This window comes from Streptomyces sp. NPDC033229 (assembly GCF_055576875.1).
Window position 1 is genome coordinate 89,786 of record NZ_JBVIQR010000001.1, and the last position, 18,516, is coordinate 108,301.

The following is an 18,516-nucleotide window of genomic DNA, read 5'->3' on the forward strand; positions in this document are numbered from 1 at the left end:
GTATTGAGGGGATCCGGATCTCCCTGTTCTGACCATTCTTGGGCCCCGGCCAACGAGGGCGGCGACCAAGGAGAGTTCGGTGGAGAACGACGACGAAAGCGATGCCGGAACGGTTCGCCTGAAGGGTGACCCCACGCCGTGCGCGTCGCATGGGCCGCGAGGTTCGGGCGAGCCGCCCGCGCCCCATGACGCCCGCGACCCCTCGGGCGTCTACCGGGAGGTCCAGCGCAGCGCCGCCTTCCGTGAAGTGCGCGACCGCTACCGCGGGTTCGCCTTCCCCGTGACCGTCGCCTTCCTCGGCTGGTACCTCGGTTACCTGGTGTTGGCGATCACCGCCCCGGGGCTGATGGCCCGGCCCGTGGCCGGCGCGCTCAACGTCGCGATGCTCCTCGGGCTCGGCCAGTTCGCCACCACCTTCCTCCTCACCTGGGCCTACGCCCGGCACGCCCGGCTGCGCCGCGACCCGGCGGCCCTGGAGCTGCGCTGGGCGGTCGCGCTGGAGACCCGGCAGGGCCCGGCGCGGGCGGGCGGCCGGGTCCCGCCGACCCGGGGGGAAACACGTTGACCGGCACGCATCAGGGCCTGGCGTTGGTCCTGTTCAGCGTCGTCGTCGCGGTCACCCTCGCCATCAGCGCCTGGGCCGGGCGGGTCCGGCGGGGCTCACCCGAGGAGTTCTACGCGGGCGGGCGGATGTTCTCCCCCATGGAGAACGGTTTCGCCATCGCCGGTGACTACATGTCCGCCGCCTCCTTCCTCGGGATCTCCGGGCTCATCGCCCTCTACGGCTACGACGGCATGCTCTACTGCGTCGGCTTTCTCGTCGCCTGGCTCGTCGTGCTGTTCCTCGTCGCCGAACTCGTCCGCAACTGCGGCCGGTTCACCCTCGCCGACGTCCTGGCCGCCCGGATGGGCGAACCGCGGGTCAGGACGGCCGCGGGCATCGCCTCCGTCACCGTCTCGGTCGTCTACCTGGTCGCCCAGATGGTCGGGGCCGGCAGCCTGATGGCGCTGCTGCTGGGCGGCCCGGGCGGCCGGGCCCGCACCTGGACGGTCATCGGCGTCGGTGCCCTGATGGTCCTCTACGTCACCCTCGGCGGCATGCGGGCCACCACCTGGATCCAGATCGTCAAGGCCGTCCTGCTGATGGGCGGCACGATCGCGCTGACCACGCTCGTGCTGATCCGCTTCCACGGCGACCTCTCGGCCCTGCTCACCACAGCCGCCGACCGCAGCGGTCACGGCAGGAACTTCCTCGCGCCGGGTTTGAAATACGGCGGTGACTGGACGGCGCGACTGGACTTCATCAGCCTCGGCCTCGCCCTGGTCCTCGGCACCGCCGGGCTCCCGCACATCCTCTCCCGCTTCGCCACCGTGCCGACGGCCCGCGCCGCCCGCCGGTCGGTCGTCTGGTCGATCGGCCTCATCGGCGGCTTCTATCTGATGACGATCGTCCTCGGCTTCGGAGCCGCGGCCGTACTCGGCACCGACGCCGTGCGCGCCGCCGGCCCGTCCGGGAACACGGCCGTACCGCTGCTCGCCCTCGACCTCGGCGGCGGTGCGGGCTCCACCGGCGGAACGATCCTCTTCGCCATCGTCGCGGCCGTCGCCTTCGCCACCATCCTCGCGGTCGTCGCCGGGGTCACCCTCGCCTCCTCCGCGTCCGTCGCCCACGACCTCTACGCCACGCTCAGCCGCCGGACGGGCCGCAAGGCGCGCGGCGAGGTCGCGGTCGCACGTGTCGCGGCGGTCGTCACCGGCGCGGTCGCCATCGGCCTCGGGCTGCTCGCCCAGAACCTCAACGTGGCGTTCCTGGTGGGTCTGGCCTTTGCCGTGGCCGCCTCCGCAAACCTTCCGGTGCTGCTCTATTCGCTCTTCTGGCGGCGGTTCACCACGCGCGGCGCCGTCTGGTCCGTCTACGGGGGCCTGGTCCCCGCCCTGGCGCTCGTCGTGCTCTCCCCGGTCGTCTCCGGCGGCCCGGGGGCGGTCTTCCCCGGGCTCGACTTCGCCCTGTTCCCGCTGGAGAACCCGGGCCTGGTGTCCGTGCCGCTCGGTTTCCTGGCCGGCTGGCTCGGCACCCTCTCCTCTCCCGAGCCCGCCGACGAGGCGGGCCACGCCGAGGCCGAGGTGCGCTCACTGACGGGCGCCGGGGCGGCCTGAGCGCGCGTCGGGCAGGCAGAGGGTCAGCGGGCCGCCCACGCGTAACGGTGCTCCGGGCGGCCCGTCTCGCCGTACCGGAGGGTGAGACTGAGCCTGCCGGACTCCTCCAGCCGTTTGAGATAGCGCTGTGCCGTCGAGCGGCTGAGCCCCGAGCGCTCCGCGACCTCGTGCGCCGACAGGGGGCACGCCGCGGCCGAGAGCACCCGGCGGATCAGCTCGGCGGTCGGCGCGGACTGGCCCTTGGGCAGGGGAGCGGCGGTCGCGGCGGTGCGCAGCGTGCCGAAGATCCGGTCGACCTGGTCCTGCCCCGCCTCCTCGGCGTCGTCGAGGGTCCGGCGCAGCTGTGCGTACGCCTCCAGCTTCACCCGCAGGGCCGGGAAGGCGAACGGCTTGACCAGGTACTGCAGGGCGCCGTAGCGCATCGCCGTCTGCACGGTCGCGATGTCGCGGGCGGCGGTCACCATGATCACATCGGTGAGGTGGCCGTGTTGCCGCATCCGGCGGACCAGCGAGAGCCCCGTCTCGTCCGGCAGATAGTGGTCCAGCAGCACAAGGTCGATGCCACCGCTCTCCAGCATGGCCAGGGCCTGTGCCGCGTTATGGGCCTTGGCCACGACATGGAAGCCGGGAACGCGCGCGACATACGCGGCGTTGATCTCGGCGACACGGAAGTCGTCGTCCACGACCAGGACTTCGATCACTGGTTCACCCCTTCGCTCTTCTCGTCCGTGTGTCCCCGTCGCCGCGGTCACTGTGCTCACCGCTTCGCTCCCTTGAGTTCCCGCAACGCCTCCGGCAGCTCCACCGTGAACACCGCCCCGCCGCCGTCCCGTTCGCCCACCCGCGCCGAGCCGCCGTACCGCTCGGCCAGCCGCCGTACGAGCGAGAGGCCGAGGCCGCGGCGGCGGTGCGCGGGGGGCTCCTTGGTGGACCAGCCGTCGGTGAAGACCAGCTCCGCGGCCCCTTCGGGGACGCCCGGGCCGTTGTCCGAGACCCGAAGAACGACCGTGGAGCCCTCCGCCCGCAGTTCCACCTCCACGAAGGGCTCGGCCTCGGGCCGCCCGTCGGTCGTGCCGCCGCGCACGGTCCCGGCGGCGTCCAGGGCGTTGTCCACGAGATTGCCGAGCACGGTGACCAGGTCCCGTGAATCCACCACGCGGTGGGGCAGGTGCGTCGCCTCGCTCACCCGCAGCGCCACCCCCCGCTCCGCCGCGACCGCGCTCTTGCCCACCAGCAGGGCGCTGACCATCGGCTCGCGCACCCGCTCGGTGACCTGTTCGGCCGTGGCCCGGTGTGCGCCGCTGACCTCCGCGACGAACGCCACGGCCTGCTCGTACAGGCCCAGTTCCAGCAGTCCGACGATGGTGTGCAGCTGGTTGGCGTGCTCGTGGTCCTGGGCGCGCAGCGCCTCGGTCAGTCCCCGGATGCCGTCCAGCTCCCGGCCGAGGAGCTCCAGCTCGGTGCGGTCGCGCAGCGTCACCACCGCGCCGCCGTCGGCCGTGTCCATCCGGTTGGCGACCAGGACCCGGCCGTCCCGGACGGCGAGCAGGTCCGCACCCGCGACCCGGCCGGCCAGCACATCGGTGGTCCGGCCGGGCGGCAGGACGTCGTCGAGCGGGCGTCCGGTGGCCTCCGGACCGAGCCCGAGCAGGCGCTGCGCCTCGTCGTTGACCAGCCGCACCCGGCCGCGCCGGTCGAGGGCGAGCACTCCTTCGCGGATGCCGTGCAGCATGGCCTCGCGCTCGTCGAGCAGGGCGGATATCTCGGAGAGCTCGATGCCGCGTGTGCGCTTGCGCAGCCGCCAGGAGACGGCGCAGGCGGCCAGCGCGCCCACGCCGAGCGCGGCGCCCGCGTACATCAGCACACCGGGCACGGCGTCCAGCAGCAGCGCGCGCACGCTGCCGTAGGCGATGCCCACGGAGACGGCGCCGACGATGTCGCCCCTCTGGTCGCGCAGCGGCACCTTGCCGCGCGCGGAGCGGCCGAGGGTGCCGCGCTCGATGCCCGTCCACTCCCGCCCGGTCAGGGCCGGCCCCGGATCGGTGCTGACGTGCCGGCCGATCTCCGAGGGGGTGGTGTGGGAGTAGCGGATGCCCCGGTTGTCGACCACCACGACGTAGCTCGCGCCGGTGGCCCGCCGGACGCGCTCGGCCCCGGCCTGCACCGGACCGCCGGGGGCCGGCCGATGGGCCAGCAGATCGCGGGCGAGGCCGGGCTGGGCGGCGGTGGTCTGTGCGATGGCCAGCGCCCGGTGCTCGGCCTGGTCGTCCAGCTGGGAGCCGAGCGGGGCGAGGAAGAGGCCCGCGGCGAGCGTGGTGACGCCGGTGGTGAGCAGCAGTTGGACGAAGAGGACCTGGGCGAAGACGCGGCGGGGCCACCGGGGGCGCATGTCTGTACCTTTCGTGTTCGTCGCCCCGAAGCGGAGCACGGCATTGCGGCTTCAGCGGTCTGAACCGGCGGCCGCGTCGAACGTAGCGGGACCCCGCCCCCCGGCCCAGCCCCCGTGTCGCATTCGTTGCGTAGCGCGAGCAAAATGAGCAGAACAGGGTTTGTGCTCTCAAGTCCCAGAGTGCTCATAAGCCTCCCCTGTGTCGCACGCCACACCTACCCTCCAGCCCGTGCCGGCCCCGCCCGTGACCGCGGGAAGGAGGAGCCGACGGCGGAGGCGGACGGATGGACAGCGGCAGCCCGGGCGATGCCCCGGCGATCGAGCTGCGGGGTGTGAGCAAGGTGTTCCGCACCCCGTCGGGCGGCGCGCACCCGGCCGTACGCGATCTCGACCTCGTCGTCGCGCAGGGCGAGTTCGTGGCGGTCGTGGGACCGACCGGATGCGGCAAGTCCACCGCCCTCACCCTGATCAGCGGGCTGGAGGAGCCGACCGACGGGGACGTGCTGATCGCCGGCGAGCCGGTGATCGGGACCCGGCCCGAGGTCGGCTTCGTCTTCCAGCAGGACGCGGTCTTCCCCTGGCGGACGGTCCTGTCCAATGTGATGGCCGGACCGCGATTTCGCGGCGTAGCGAAGGCGCGGGCGCGGGAACGGGCCCGCGACTGGCTCGCCCGCGTGGGCCTCACCGCTTTCGAGGACCGCTATCCGCACCAGCTCTCCGGCGGTCAGCGCAAGCGCGTCGCCCTCGCCCAGACCTTCGTCGGCGATCCCGGCATTCTGCTCATGGACGAGCCGTTCTCCGCCCTCGACGTCCAGACCCGGGCCCTGGTGTCGGACGAACTGCTTCGGCTGTGGGGCGGCTCGGCCGTCCCGCGGCGGACCACGCCGCCCGCCTCCGTCGTCTTCGTCACCCACGACCTGGAGGAGGCGATCGCCCTGGCCGACCGGGTCGTGGTCATGACCGCCGGCCCGGCCACCGTCAAGGCGGTCTTCCCGGTGAACCTGCCCCGCCCCCGCGAGGTCGAATCCGTGCGTCTGGAGGCGCGGTTCGTCGAGATCCACCGCGAGATCTGGTCCTCGCTCGGCGAAGAGGTCCGCATCACCCGCGAGCGGGGGAACCGTGCCGCCTGACCCCCGCACCGCCGCCGCGACCGAGGACCGCCGAGCGGGAGGGCGCCCGCGCGCCCGGGAACGTGCCGCCCGCCGTCGTGGCCTGCTGGTCCAGGGCACGCGGGCCCTGCTGCTCGCCGCCGTGCTGGGCGCCTGGGAGCTGCTGGCCCGCACCGAGGTGATCGACCCGTTCAACTTCTCCATGCCGTCGAGGATCGGGGACCAGATCGCGCAGTGGGCGGCGCACGGCACCGCACAGGGCTCGCTCGGCGAACAGATCGGCTACACGCTCTACGAGGCCCTCCTCGGCTGGGTCATCGGCGTGACCTGCGGGGTGGTCCTCGGCATCACGCTCGGCCGCGTCCCGTTCCTCGCCGACGTCCTCGGCCCGTACATCAAGGTGCTCAACGCCCTGCCGCGCATCGTCCTCGCGCCGGTCTTCCTGATCTGGTTCGGCCTCGGCCCCGCCTCCAAGGTCGCCTCGGCCGTGGTGCTGGTGTTCTTCCCCGTCTTCTTCAACGCCTTCCAGGGCGCGCGCGAGGTGGACCGCCACCTCGTCGCCAACGCCCGGATCCTGGGCGCGAGCAACCGCCGGGTGACCTGGCAGGTCGTCGTCCCCTCCGCCACCTCCTGGATTTTCACCAGCCTGCACATCAGCTTCGGCTTCGCGCTGATCGGCGCGATCGTCGGCGAGTACATCGGCGCCACCAAGGGGCTCGGACTGCTCGTCGCCGCCTCGCAGGGGACCTTCAACGCGGCCGGGGTGTACGCGGCCATGGTGATCCTCGCCGTGGTCGCGCTCCTCGCGGAGGGGCTGCTGACCTTGGCCGAGAAGCGGCTCTTCCGCTGGAAGCCCGCCGCGCCGGGCGGCGAACGCTGATTTTGCACCCCACCCGTTTCCCCTGGCTTTCCCCTGCTCTCCAGTGCTCTCCAGTCCCCCCCACGGCTTCCCCGCCGAGTCCCCCCACCACGACCGTCACTCCTGACATAAGGACCAGATGATGCGTACGTTCGGCAAGCTCACCAAAGTCTCCGCGACGGCTGTCGCGGGGGCGCTGTGTCTCGCCCTGGCCGGCTGTGCCGACGAATCGTCGTCGGACAAGGCGGGCGGGGGCAGCGAAGCGGTCAAGGGCGACACCGTGAAGATCATGGTCGGCGGCCTGGACAAGGTCGTCTACCTGCCGGCGGTGCTCACCCAGCGCCTGGGCTACTTCCACGACGAGGGAGTGACCGTCAAGCTCCTGAGCGAGCCCGCGGGCGTGCAGGCCACCACCGCGCTCGTCTCCGGCGATGTCCAGGGCGTGGTCGGCTTCTACGACCACACTCTCGACCTCCAGGCCAAGGGCAAGCGGGTGCAGTCGGTGGTCCAACTGGCCCGGACGCCGGGGGAGGTGGAGATCGTCTCGACGAAGGCCGCGGCCCACGTCACCTCGCCCAGGGACTTCAAGGGCCGCAAGCTCGGGGTCACCGGGCTCGGCTCCTCCACCGACTTCCTGACGAAATACCTGGCTGTGAAGAACGGGGTGAAGGTCAGTGAGTTCACCCCGGTGGCCGTCGGCGCGGGCCAGACGTTCGTCTCCGCGCTCCAACGGGGCTCGATCGACGGCGGCATGACCACCGAACCGACCGTCGCGCAGGTCCTCGCCAAGGGCCTCGGCAAGGTTCTCGTCGACATGCGCACCCCCGAGGGGTCCCGGGCCGCGCTCGGCGGGCTCTACCCCGCGTCGAGCCTCTACATGAACACCAGTTGGGTGGAGGGCCACAAGGAGACCGTCCAGAAGCTCGCCAACGCCATGGTCAAGACGCTCAGGTGGATGGCCGCGCACACGCCCGAGGAGATCGCCGACAAGATGCCCGCCGACTACGCCAAGGGCGGCAAGGACCTCTACGTCCGCGCGATCGAGAGCACGCTGCCGATGTTCACCAAGGACGGTGTGATGCCCGCCGACGGGCCGAGGACCGTCCACACGGTCCTCAAGGCCTTCGACCCCGGTCTGAAGAACGCCTCGGTGGACCTGGAGAAGACCTACACCACCGAGTTCGTCAGGAAGGCCGGCTGACGGACAGCGTCCGCGGCGAGCCCGCACGGGCCGCGGGGGACAGCGCGGCGTCGGACGAGGACAGCCGGTCGATCGACAGCACGTCCATCCGGGCCGGGCTGGCGAGCGCCCTGCCGCAGCTCTCCGGCCGCGGCGGCTCGGCGGCGCCCTGCTCGACGGTGACCCGCCAGGCGCGGCCGTCGGTGTGGGCGACGGTCACGAACCACAGCGGTGCGGCGCCCTCGGTCCGCACCACGTCCAGCGCGTCCGCGCCCTCCTCGCCGGTCAGCTCCCGCACCGCCAGGTCGGCCGCCTGGGCGGGGCGTCCCCAGGTCGAACGGCCCCGGCAGTCCTCGATCGCGATCCGGCCGTCCCGGGCCGCCGCGAGGGCGTTCTTGACGCCGTGCGCGGTCGCCCGGCCGTACGCGTAGCCGTAGGGCAGGACGAAGAGGGTCGGCGCGAACCGGTGCCCGCCGATGTGGGTGACCTCCCAGACCTCCAGCCCGCCCGACGCGGTCAGCTCGGCGGCGAGGGGGCGGCCGAGCAGGGCGCAGCAGCGGTCGCGCTTGCCGTTGGTGCACACCAGCGCGAGGGGGTCCCCGGCGTAGGGCTTCCACAGCCCGCCGTGCTCACCCGCCCCGAGGGCGGCGAAGTCCAGGTCCGTCAGCCGCGCGGGGTCCATCACGCCGGTCGTGCGGATCCAGGAGCGGCCCGGCGCGGTGTGGGCGACGAAGACCCGCTGGGTGGTCACCTCGTGGCAGTCGGCGTGGCGCCCGGGGCGGCGGATCAGCGCGATCCGCACGCCGGTGCCCTCGGCGGCGGCGCCGAGCGCCCGGCCGACGACGGGGTCGAGGTGGCTGGAGGTGAGGGCGTCCGTGCCCCACGGGCCGGGCTGCTCGACCAGCAGCCACGTCGGCGCCGTGGCGGCGGTGCCGGCCAGCGGCTCGGTCAGGAGGCGGGATGCGGTAGCGCACGTGCTCACAAAGGTAAGCCTAACCTGACCCGGTGTGGGGTTGCGCGACGGCCCGCCCATGGTGACGCGATACGACCACCGGGACGTCCCGCGCGCACGGCCGGGACAGGGCTCCGCGGGCCGCCAGGGCCGGTGGGGACGGGCCTGCCGGACCGGCTCGCCCGTACCGTCCCGCACGCTCATATCCTGGGGCGGGTGAACGGTGCCCGGACCGCGTACGGACCAGTCGCCCGGCGCGGGAGCCGGACACCGCCGCTCCCTACGCGTGATGGAGGCGCCACCCCCTTGAACAGCACGGCCAGTACGGACAGCACGGCGAACGCCCCGGACCACGACGAGAACACCGACCACGACGAGAGCACGGCCGACGCCGGCATGGATCACCCGATCGGGTCCCCCGAATCCGGTGGTCCCGCCCGGCCCGCAGGGCCCCAGATCCCGGTGGTCGTCCTCGCGGGCTTCCTGGGCTCCGGGAAGACCACCCTGCTCAACCATCTGCTGCGGCACAGCGGCGGCACCCGGATCGGCGCGATCGTCAACGACTTCGGCTCCATCGAGATCGACGCCATGGCGATCGCCGGGCAGGTCGACTCCACCGTCTCCCTCGGCAACGGCTGCCTGTGCTGCGCCGTCGACGCGAGCGAGCTGGACGTCTTCCTGGAGAAGCTCACCCGGCCCTCGGCCCGGCTGGACGTCATCGTCATCGAGGCGAGCGGACTGGCCGAGCCGCAGGAACTGGTCCGGATGATCCTCGCCAGCGAGAACCCGCACATCGTCTACGGTGGGCTGGTCGAGGTCGTCGACGCGGCGGAGTTCGACGCCACCAGGGACCGGCATCCCGAGATCGACCGGCACGTCGCCCTCGCCGACCTCGTCGTGCTGAACAAGGCCGACCGGGTGTCCGAGGCGGAGCTGGGCCGGGTGCGGGAGACGCTCGGCGGACTGTGCGACGGCACAGCCGTGATCCCCGCCTCGCACGGCAGGGTCGATCCGGAGCTGTTCTTCGACCGGAAGCCCAAGACCGAGACGATCGGCCAGCTCTCCTTCGAGGACCTCTACGACGGCGGTGACGACACCGACGGCGAGGACCACGCGCACGACTGCCACGACGGGCACGACTGCCACGGCCGTCACCGCCACGCGGCACATCTGCACGCCGCGTACGACAGCGCCTCCTTCACCGCCGAGGAACCCATGAACCCACGCCGGCTCATGGCGTTCCTCGACAACCGGCCCGACGGGCTCTACCGGATCAAGGGCTACGTCCACTTCGGGGCGGCCGACCCCCGCAACCGCTACGCCGTGCACGCCGTCGGCCGCTTCCTGCGCTTCTACCCGGCGCCCTGGGCGCGCGGCGCGCAGCGCCTCACCCAGTTGGTGCTGATCGGCTCGGGCATCGATGCCGAGGCGTTGCGGCGCGAGCTGGAGACCTGCCGGGAGACCGGTCCGCAGGACGCCGCCACCGCCGACGAGCACGGCATGTGGGGCGTCCTGCGGTACGCGCAGGGCTGAACCGGCCGCTACACCGGCCCCGCCACGACGGCCACCGGCTTCACCAGCGGCACGCCGGAGCCGTCGCGGCGCGGGTCGAGGTCCGGCAGCTCGGCGGGGGCTCCCGCCGCGTTCGCGGCGCGGGCCGGCGACGCGCCCGCCCAGGCCAGCACCAGGCAGTCCTCGCCCTTGAGGAACCGCTGGCAGCGCACGCCGCCCGTGGCCCGCCCCTTGCGGGGGTACTGGTCGAACGGCGTCATCTTCGCCGTCGTCTCCGAGGCGCCGAGCAGCGTGCCGCGCGCACCCGCCACCGTGAACACCACGGCGTCGCCCGCCGGGTCGATGGCCGTGAAGGAGATCACCTTCGCCCCGTCGGAGAGCTTGATCCCCGCCATGCCGCCCGCGGGCCGGCCCTGCGGCCGGACCTGCCCGGCCGGATAGCGCAGCAACTGGGCGTCGTCCGTGATGAAGACCAGGTCCTCCTCGCCGGTACGCAGCTCCACCGCGCCGACGACGCGGTCACCGTCCTTGAGGCCGATGACCTCCAGCTCGTCCTTGTTGGCCGGATAGTCCGGGACCACGCGCTTGACGACGCCCTGCTCCGTGCCGATCGCGAGCCCCGGTGAGGACTCGTCCAAGGTGGTGAGGCAGACGATCCGCTCGCCGTCCTCCAGCGACAGGAACTCCGAGACCGGTGCGCCGCCCGACAGATTCGGTGCCGACGCCGTCTCCGGGAGCTGCGGCAGATCGATCACAGGCAGCCGCAGCAGCCGCCCGGCCGAGGTGACCGCGCCCACGTCCGCCCGCGCGGTGGCCGGGACCGCCGAGACGATCACATCGTGCTTGACGCGCTTGACCTCGCCGTGGTCGCTCTCGTGCGCGAACGGCTCGGCGCTGGCCGTGCGGGCCAGCAGCCCGGTCGAGGACAGCAGGACCCGGCACGGGTCGTCCGCGACCTCCAGCGGCACCGCGGAGACCGGCGAGCCCGCCGACTGCAGCAGCACCGTGCGGCGGTCGGTGCCGAACTTCTTCGCCACGTCCGCCAGTTCGCCCGAGACGAGCTTGCGCAGCTCGGCGTCGGACTCCAGGATCCGGGTCAGCTCCTCGATCTCGGTGGTGAGCCGGTCGCGCTCCGACTCCAGCTCGACGCGGTCGAACTTCGTCAGACGGCGCAGCGGGGTGTCGAGGATGTACTGGGTCTGCACCTCGGAGAGCGAGAAGCGCGCGACGAGTGACTCCTTGGCCTGCGCCGCGTTCTCACTCGATCGAATGATTCGGATGACCTCGTCGATGTCGATGAGGGCCACCAGCAGGCCCTCGACCAGGTGCAGCCGGTCCTGCCGCTTGCCGCGCCGGAACTCGCTGCGACGGCGCACGACCTCGAAGCGGTGGTCGACATAGACCTCCAGCAGCTCCTTGAGGCCCAGCGTCAACGGCTGGCCGTCCACCAGCGCGACGTTGTTGATGCCGAAGGACTCCTCCATCGGCGTCAGCTTGTAGAGCTGCTCGAGGACGGCCTCCGGGTTGAAGCCGTTCTTCACCTCGATGACCAGGCGCAGACCGTGGGAGCGGTCGGTGAGGTCCTTGACGTCGGCGATGCCCTGGAGCTTCTTCGAACCGACCAGGTCCTTGATCTTGGCGATCACCTTTTCCGGACCCACCGTGAAGGGGAGTTCGGTCACGACGATGCCCTTGCGGCGGGCCGTCACATTCTCCACGGCGACGGTCGCACGGATCTTGAAGGTGCCGCGGCCGGTCTCGTAGGCGTCCCGGATGCCGCTCAGCCCGACGATCCGGCCGCCCGTGGGCAGGTCCGGACCCGGGACGAACCGCATCAGGGTGTCGAGGTCGGCGCCCGGGTGCTTGATCAGGTGCCGGGCGGCGGCGACGACCTCGCCCAGATTGTGCGGCGGCATGTTCGTCGCCATGCCGACCGCGATGCCGGTCGCGCCGTTGACCAGCAGGTTCGGATAGGCGGCCGGGAGGGCCACCGGCTCCTGCTCGCTGCCGTCGTAATTCGGCGTGAAGTCGACGGTGTCCTCGTCGATCGACTCCGTCATCAGCGACGTCGTCGCCGCCATGCGGGCCTCGGTGTACCGCATCGCGGCGGGCGGGTCGTCGTTGCCCAGCGAACCGAAGTTGCCGTGCCCGTCGACCAGCGGCACCCGCATGGAGAACGGCTGTGCCATGCGGACCAGGGCGTCGTAGATGGACGCGTCGCCGTGCGGGTGGAGCTTTCCCATCACCTCGCCGACGACGCGGGCGCACTTCACATACGAACGCTCGGGGCGCAGCCCCATGTCGTTCATCTGGAACAGGATGCGGCGCTGGACGGGCTTGAGCCCGTCCCGGGCATCGGGCAGAGCGCGCGAGTAGATGACCGAGTAGGCGTACTCGAGGAAGGAGCCCTGCATCTCGTCGACGACGTCGATGTCGAGGATGCGCTCCTCGAAGTCGTCCGGCGGCGGGGTCTTCGTGCTGCGGCGGGCCATCGCGGCTGCGGCTCCTTCGATCGATTGCCGAGGTGGGGGGTCTGACGCCGACCATTGTGGACCGCGCCACTGACAACGCCGACCGCGACCCGTCCGTAAGAGCGCACCGTGACGGGAACTTCGCCAGATGTCAGCGCGCTTGCATACAGTGACAGAACTGTTCATCACGCTAGTCGCCGCGGCGGACGCCGTGAGGCGGCGCGGGATTTTTCCAGCGATCGAAGGGACGTACATGCCCATGGGTCACACGGCCACGCAACAGGCCGGTACCGGCGGCCTGACAGCGACCGAGCACCGCCTGGCCAACGGCCTGCGGGTGGTGCTCTCCGAGGACCATCTGACCCCGGTCGCCGCGGTCTGCCTCTGGTACGACGTCGGCTCGCGCCACGAAGTCAAGGGCCGCACCGGCCTCGCCCACCTCTTCGAGCACCTCATGTTCCAGGGCTCGGCGCAGGTCAAGGGCAACGGCCACTTCGAGCTGGTGCAGGGCGCGGGCGGCTCGCTCAATGGCACCACCAGCTTCGAGCGCACCAATTATTTCGAGACCATGCCGGCCCACCAGGTGGAGCTGGCCCTGTGGCTCGAGGCCGACCGGATGGGGTCGCTGCTGACCGCCCTCGACGAGGAGTCGATGGAGAACCAGCGCGACGTCGTCAAGAACGAGCGCCGCCAGCGCTACGACAACGTGCCCTACGGCACCGCGTTCGAGAAGCTGACGGCCATGGCCTACCCCGACGGCCACCCGTACCACCACACCCCGATCGGCTCGATGGCCGACCTGGACGCCGCCTCCCTGGAGGACGCGCGCGCCTTCTTCCGCACGTACTACGCGCCGGGCAACGCCGTCCTGTCGGTCGTCGGCGACATCGACACCGAGCAGACGCTCGCCTGGATCGAGAAGTACTTCGGCTCCATCCCCGCCCACGACGGCAAGCAGCCGCCGCGCGACGGCAGCCTTCCCGACGTCATCGGCGAGCAGCTGCGCGAGGTCGTGCGCGAGGAGGTCCCCTCCCGCGCCCTGATGGCCGCCTACCGTCTGCCGCACGACGGCACCCGTGAGGCCGACGCCGCCGACCTCGCCCTCACCGTCCTCGGCGGCGGCGAGTCCTCCCGGCTCCACAACCGCCTGGTCCGCCACGACCGCACCGCCGTCGCCGCCGGCTTCGGCCTGCTGCGGCTCGCCGGCGCCCCCTCGCTCGGCTGGCTGGACGTCAAGACGTCCGGCGGCGTCGAGGTCCCCGACATCGAGTCCGCCGTCGACGAGGAGCTGGCCCGCTTCGCCGCCGAGGGGCCGACCCCGGAGGAGATGGAGCGCGCCCAGGCCCAGCTGGAGCGCGAGTGGCTGGACCGGCTCGCCACGGTCAGCGGCCGCGCGGACGAACTGTGCCGCTACGCGGTCCTGTTCGGTGACCCGCAGCTCGCCCTCAGCGCGGTCGACCGGGTCCTGGACATCACCGCCGAGGAGGTGCGGGAGGTCGCCGCGGCCCGGCTGCGCCCCGACAACCGCGCCGTGCTGGTGTACGAGCCGACCGCCCCCGAGGCCGACGAGAACGCAGGAAACGCAACGGAAAGCGAGACGGCCCAGTGAGCGACGCCGCACCCGCGAGCAGCACGCAGACCGCAGGCCCTTCGATGGAGTTCCACCCCCGGCCGCAGCCCGGCGAGGCCACCCCGTGGGCCTTCCCGGCCCCCGAGCGCGGTGAGCTGTCCAACGGCCTCACCGTGCTGCGCTGCCACCGCCCCGGCCAGCAGGTCGTCGCCGTCGAGATCAACCTCGCGGCCCCCCTGGACGCCGAGCCGCAGGGGCTCGACGGTGTCGCCACGATCATGGCGCGCGCCCTGACCGAGGGCACCGACAAGCACACCGCCGAGGAGTTCACGGCCGAGCTGGAGCGCTGCGGGGCCACCCTCGACGCGCACGCCGACCACCCCGGCGTCCGGGTCTCCCTGGAGGTCCCGGCCTCCCGGCTGCACAAGGCGCTCGGCCTGCTCGCCGACGCCCTGCGCGCCCCCGCGTTCCCCGACGGCGAGGTCGAGCGCCTCGTCCGCAACCGGCTGGACGAGATCCCGCACGAGCTGGCCAACCCGGCCCGCCGGGCCGCCGTGGCGCTCTCCAAGGAGCTCTTCCCCGTGGAGTCCCGGATGTCCCGCCCCCGCCAGGGCACCGAGGAGACCGTCGAGCGCATCGACGCCGCCGCCGTCCGCGCCTTCTACGAGGCGCACGTCCGCCCCGCCACGGCGACCGCCGTGGTCGTCGGCGACTTCACCGACGTCGACCTCGACAAGGCGCTGGCCGAGTCCCTCGGCGCGTGGACCGGCTCCGCCGCCGAACCTCGGCCCGTACCGCCGATCACCGCGGACGACTCCGGCCGCGTCGTGATCGTCGACCGCCCCGGCGCGGTGCAGACCCAGCTCCTCATCGGCCGGATCGGCGGCGACCGGCACGACCGCGTCTGGCCCGCCCAGGTGCTCGGCACGTACTGCCTCGGTGGCACCCTCACCTCCCGCCTGGACCGCGTCCTGCGCGAGGAGAAGGGCTACACCTACGGCGTGCGCTCCTTCGGCCAGGTGCTCCGCTCGGCGCCCGACGGCACCGGCGCCGCGATGCTCGCCATCAGCGGCTCCGTGGACACCGCGTCCACCGGCCCGGCGCTGGCCGACCTGTGGACCGTGCTGCGCACCCTGGCCGCCGAGGGGCTGACCGACGCCGAGCGCGACGTCGCCGTGCAGAACCTCGTGGGCGTCGCCCCGCTCAAGTACGAGACGGCCGCCGCCGTCGCGGGCACGCTCGCCGACCAGGTCGAGCAGTACCTCCCGGATGACTTCCAGGCGCGGCTGTACGAGCGCCTCGCGGAGACGGGGACCGTGGAGGCCACCGCGGCCGTCGTGAGCGCGTTCCCGGCCGACCGCCTCGTGACGGTCCTCGTCGGTGACGCCGCGGAGATCCTGGAGCCGGTCAAGGCGCTGGGCATCGGAGCGGTGACGGTCGTCCAGGGCTGACGGCACGTCGGAGCAGCGACCGGTCGCGGACAGTCGTGGCCGGTTCGTGGCCGGTTCGCGGTCGACGGCACCCGGCGGCGTCCGCGTGGTGCGGCCAACTGGTCCGTAGATAAGCGCATAAGGGAGGCACGCGAGGTCAACGGGACTCGCGTGCCTCCCTTATGTCCGTTTTGAAGGAGAGGTTGCATGTCTGGCGTGTGGTGTACGCCACAAAACCTCAGTTCTGTTTGTCGATCGAAACGCACCCCGATTAGCGTCAGTCCGGCTGACCGTCAGATGTGAGTCGCATCCGCGGCACCGGTCAGTCATCGCCGAGTCCCCAATGGCGCGAGCCAGGGGAGCCGGGGACCCACAGTCCCTGGGGTGAATCGGGTCCCTTTCCGGAGGGAACCGTAGGAGACCTTCCTGCTCCGAACCCGTCAGCTAACCCGGTAGGCGAGAAGGAAGGAAAGGAATGGCCACACACCCATGGCGTTCATAGGTGCCACCGGCAAGCATCGTCGTCCGAGCCGCGCCGTCCGCGTCAGCGCGAACGTGGCGGGCATCGCCACGCTCACCGCCACCGGTGTGGTCGCGGGCTTCGCCGCTCCCGCGCTCGCCGCCACCGACGACGCCCCGCGCGTCCAGGACACGGGCCTCACCCAGGCCGTCGTCATGGGTGACGAGACCGCCGACCGGATCGACGCCCAGGCCGACACCCAGCAGAGTGCCGCCTACGAGGCCGAGGCGCGGCTGAAGGCGGAGGCCGACGCGAAGCAGAAGGCCGCGGACGCCAAGCAGCGTGCGGACGAGGCCAAGCGCAAGGCCGAGGCCGAGCGTGCCGAGAAGGAGCGCGTCGCCCGCGACGAGGAGCGCAAGCGCCTCAACGCCTACGTCTCCCCGATCGACGGCAGTTACGTCTCCACCTCGTACAAGGCCTCCAGCGGCCTGTGGTCCTCCGGCAGCCACACCGGCGTCGACTTCCACGCCGCCGAGGGCACCACGGTGCAGTCCGTGGGCGCCGGCACCGTCGTCGAGGCCGGCTGGGGCGGCGCGTACGGCAACAACGTCGTCATCAAGCACAACGACGGCACCTACACGCAGTACGGCCACCTCTCCTCGATCAGCGTCAGCGCCGGTCAGACGGTCACCGCGGGGCAGCAGATCGGCATCTCCGGCTCCACGGGCAACGTCACCGGCCCGCACCTGCACTTCGAGGCCCGTACGGGTGCCGACTACGGCTCCGACATCGACCCCGTCGCCTACCTGCGCGCGCACGGCGTCAGCGTCTGATCGACGCGTCCGGGACGGAAGTCCCGCGCACATCGCTTGACGAAGGCCCCGGCTCCCGCCGGGGCCTTCGTGTTGGCCGGGCGCGTCGACCGGGAGTATCCACCGGCGCGTTGGCCAAAAAATAGCCATGGATTCCCGGCTCCCATCGGAAATCGCACGGCATTGCAATAGAGTCGCCGAACAGACGTCAATCAGCCGCGTTTCGCGGGGATTAAGGCGGAGGTTCACTGATGCGGGGCCCCACGTGACCGGCAATGGCGACGCAGTGCGAGAAGGCAGCCGCATTTCCGCGCACGCCGTCTGCGCGGCGATCCGCGACGACATCGTCTCCGGGGCCCACCCGCCCGGCAGTCGGCTCATCGAGGAGTTACTGGCCCGCCGTTACGGCGTCTCCCGGGTGCCGGTGCGCGAGGCCCTGCGCACCCTCGCCTCCGAGGGGTTCGTGACCACCCGTCGGCACGCCGGGGCCTGTGTCGCCGAACCCACCGAGCGGGAGGCCGCCGATCTGCTCGACGTCCGCGCCCTGCTGGAGCCGCTCGGCGCCGCACGTGCCGCGCAGCGCCGCACGGAGGCCCATCTGAAGGTGCTGCGCGGGCTGGTCAGGCTGGGGCGGGAGCGCGCCCGGGGCGGTCGTACGGCGGAACTGTGCCCCCTCGGCGACTGGTTCGACGAGACGCTCGCCCAGGCCTCCGGCAGCCCCAGCCTCGCCGCCCTGCTCACCCAGCTACGACTCAAGATCGCCTGGGTCTACGCACCGGAGACCCCGCTGCGGCCCGTCGAGATCTGGGACGCCCACGGGGCTCTCGTCGACGCCGTCGCCCGGGGCGACGCCGAGCGGGCCCGGGCGCTGGCCGAGGCGCGGGCCGGCCGGCCGCCGGGTGAATACCGGCTGCGGCGTGCGGTGCACGTGGGTCGGGCCGGGCGAATGCGAAATCCGAAACAATCCGTAAACACGGTGAGCGCTCGCTCTTAACAAGGATGCGCTATTTCAACGCGCCGTCGAGGGGTGAGGGGCCGGTATTCCCGGTGCGAATTCAGGCCTCATGTGCCCGCGCGAAACGGCCTCATGTGCCCGCGCAGAACAAACGGGGCCGCACAACAAAAGAGCGGGGCCGCGACGACCCCGATCGGCCGCCGCGGCCCCGCCGCGCGCGAAGCGCGGTGCATCAGACGGTCTCCGGAAGCTCCTCGAGCCCCTCGGCGACCAGCTTGGCCAGACGGTCGAGCGCGGCCTCGGCACCTTCCGCCTCGGTGGCGAGGACGATCTCCTCGCCGCCCTGGGCGCCCAGGCCCAGCACGGCCAGCATCGACGCGGCGTTGACGGGGCTGCCGTCGGCCTTGGCGATCGTCACGGGGACGCCGGCGGCCGTCGCCGCACGGACGAAGATCGACGCGGGGCGGGCGTGCAGGCCCTCGGCCCAGCCGACGTTGACGCGGCGCTCAACCATGGTGTTGCCCTTCAAGTCGCTATTGGTTGTCTAGACCAGTGTCTCACGGGGGCGGCGGTGCTCCGGTGTGGTGCTCCCCACGACACCTCGCACCGACACCTCGCACGACACCCCCGACATCGCCCGGACGCCTCCCGCACGACGCC

Annotated in this window: 15 protein-coding genes and 1 riboswitch; of the genes, 10 read left to right on the top strand and 5 right to left on the bottom strand. The window is 72.1% G+C overall.

All coding sequences use genetic code 11. The features are described 5' to 3' along the window. Window positions 1-79: 79 nt before the first annotated feature. Together ACZ53N_RS00360 and ACZ53N_RS00365 are read left to right on the top strand one after the other, a co-directional pair. Window positions 80-565 (top strand): DUF485 domain-containing protein, encoded by a 486-nt coding sequence (locus ACZ53N_RS00360; RefSeq protein WP_469138764.1) that lies wholly within the window; start codon window positions 80-82, stop codon window positions 563-565. Beyond that, entirely contained in the window at window positions 562-2,157 is a 1,596-nt protein-coding gene (locus ACZ53N_RS00365; protein ID WP_469138765.1) for a solute symporter family protein, read from the top strand. Before ACZ53N_RS00360 ends, ACZ53N_RS00365 begins: the two co-directional genes overlap by 4 nt. Window positions 2,158-2,180: 23 nt before the next feature. Here ACZ53N_RS00365 and ACZ53N_RS00370 read toward each other — a convergent pair whose 3' ends face one another. Together ACZ53N_RS00370 and ACZ53N_RS00375 are read right to left on the bottom strand one after the other, a co-directional pair. Next, window positions 2,181-2,858 carry a response regulator gene (locus ACZ53N_RS00370; protein WP_469138766.1) on the bottom strand — a complete coding sequence of 226 codons (678 nt, stop codon included), beginning with the start codon at window positions 2,856-2,858 and terminating at the stop codon, window positions 2,181-2,183. A 56-nt stretch (window positions 2,859-2,914) separates the two neighbouring features. Then, window positions 2,915-4,546, bottom strand: a complete 1,632-nt coding sequence (locus ACZ53N_RS00375; RefSeq protein ID WP_469138767.1) for a sensor histidine kinase — start codon at window positions 4,544-4,546, stop codon at window positions 2,915-2,917. A 284-nt stretch (window positions 4,547-4,830) separates the two neighbouring features. Between ACZ53N_RS00375 and ACZ53N_RS00380 the strand changes: the two genes are divergently transcribed. The 3 genes from ACZ53N_RS00380 to ACZ53N_RS00390 all read left to right on the top strand — a co-directional run bounded on the left by ACZ53N_RS00380 (window position 4,831) and on the right by ACZ53N_RS00390 (window position 7,715). Continuing rightward, window positions 4,831-5,676, top strand: coding sequence for an ABC transporter ATP-binding protein (locus tag ACZ53N_RS00380; RefSeq protein WP_469138768.1), 846 nt, complete (start codon window positions 4,831-4,833; stop codon window positions 5,674-5,676). After that, on the top strand, window positions 5,666-6,535 hold the full coding sequence (locus ACZ53N_RS00385) for an ABC transporter permease (RefSeq protein WP_469138769.1): 870 nt from the start codon (window positions 5,666-5,668) through the stop codon (window positions 6,533-6,535). The genes ACZ53N_RS00380 and ACZ53N_RS00385 overlap by 11 nt, the downstream gene beginning before the upstream one ends. A 121-nt stretch (window positions 6,536-6,656) precedes the next feature. Then, window positions 6,657-7,715, top strand: a complete 1,059-nt coding sequence (locus ACZ53N_RS00390) for an ABC transporter substrate-binding protein (protein WP_469139020.1) — start codon at window positions 6,657-6,659, stop codon at window positions 7,713-7,715. Here ACZ53N_RS00390 and ACZ53N_RS00395 read toward each other — a convergent pair. Beyond that, a complete protein-coding gene (locus tag ACZ53N_RS00395; protein ID WP_469138770.1) occupies window positions 7,699-8,676 on the bottom strand; it encodes a sucrase ferredoxin in 978 nt (325 codons plus the stop codon). The genes ACZ53N_RS00390 and ACZ53N_RS00395 overlap by 17 nt on opposite strands. Window positions 8,677-9,042: 366 nt before the next feature. Here ACZ53N_RS00395 and ACZ53N_RS00400 point away from each other — a divergent pair, with 366 nt between their 5' ends. Next, the gene (locus tag ACZ53N_RS00400) at window positions 9,043-10,179 is read left to right on the top strand and encodes a CobW family GTP-binding protein (RefSeq protein WP_469139021.1); all 1,137 of its coding nucleotides are present in this window, start codon (window positions 9,043-9,045) and stop codon (window positions 10,177-10,179) included. Between the two features lie 8 nt (window positions 10,180-10,187). On the opposite strand, the gene ACZ53N_RS00405 is transcribed toward ACZ53N_RS00400, so the two are convergent. Continuing rightward, window positions 10,188-12,650 (bottom strand): DNA gyrase/topoisomerase IV subunit A, encoded by a 2,463-nt coding sequence (locus tag ACZ53N_RS00405; RefSeq protein WP_469138771.1) that lies wholly within the window; start codon window positions 12,648-12,650, stop codon window positions 10,188-10,190. 232 nt (window positions 12,651-12,882) lie between these two features. Between ACZ53N_RS00405 and ACZ53N_RS00410 the strand changes: the two genes are divergently transcribed. The 4 genes from ACZ53N_RS00410 (at window position 12,883) to ACZ53N_RS00425 (ending at window position 17,895) form a co-directional block, all read left to right on the top strand. Next, entirely contained in the window at window positions 12,883-14,238 is a 1,356-nt protein-coding gene (locus ACZ53N_RS00410) for a M16 family metallopeptidase (protein WP_390154555.1), read from the top strand. A gap of 44 nt (window positions 14,239-14,282) precedes the next feature. After that, entirely contained in the window at window positions 14,283-15,650 is a 1,368-nt protein-coding gene (locus ACZ53N_RS00415) for a M16 family metallopeptidase (RefSeq protein WP_469139022.1), read from the top strand. Between the two features lie 299 nt (window positions 15,651-15,949). Continuing rightward, window positions 15,950-16,103: riboswitch (cyclic di-AMP (ydaO/yuaA leader) on the top strand. Window positions 16,104-16,118: 15 nt separating this feature from the next. Further along, a complete protein-coding gene (locus tag ACZ53N_RS00420) occupies window positions 16,119-16,922 on the top strand; it encodes a M23 family metallopeptidase (protein ID WP_469138772.1) in 804 nt (267 codons plus the stop codon). 265 nt (window positions 16,923-17,187) lie between these two features. Further along, window positions 17,188-17,895 carry a GntR family transcriptional regulator gene (locus ACZ53N_RS00425; protein WP_469138773.1) on the top strand — a complete coding sequence of 236 codons (708 nt, stop codon included), beginning with the start codon at window positions 17,188-17,190 and terminating at the stop codon, window positions 17,893-17,895. A 193-nt stretch (window positions 17,896-18,088) separates the two neighbouring features. On the opposite strand, the gene ACZ53N_RS00430 is transcribed toward ACZ53N_RS00425, so the two are convergent. Then, the gene (locus ACZ53N_RS00430; RefSeq protein ID WP_130881794.1) at window positions 18,089-18,370 is read right to left on the bottom strand and encodes an HPr family phosphocarrier protein; all 282 of its coding nucleotides are present in this window, start codon (window positions 18,368-18,370) and stop codon (window positions 18,089-18,091) included. Window positions 18,371-18,516 lie beyond the last annotated feature (146 nt).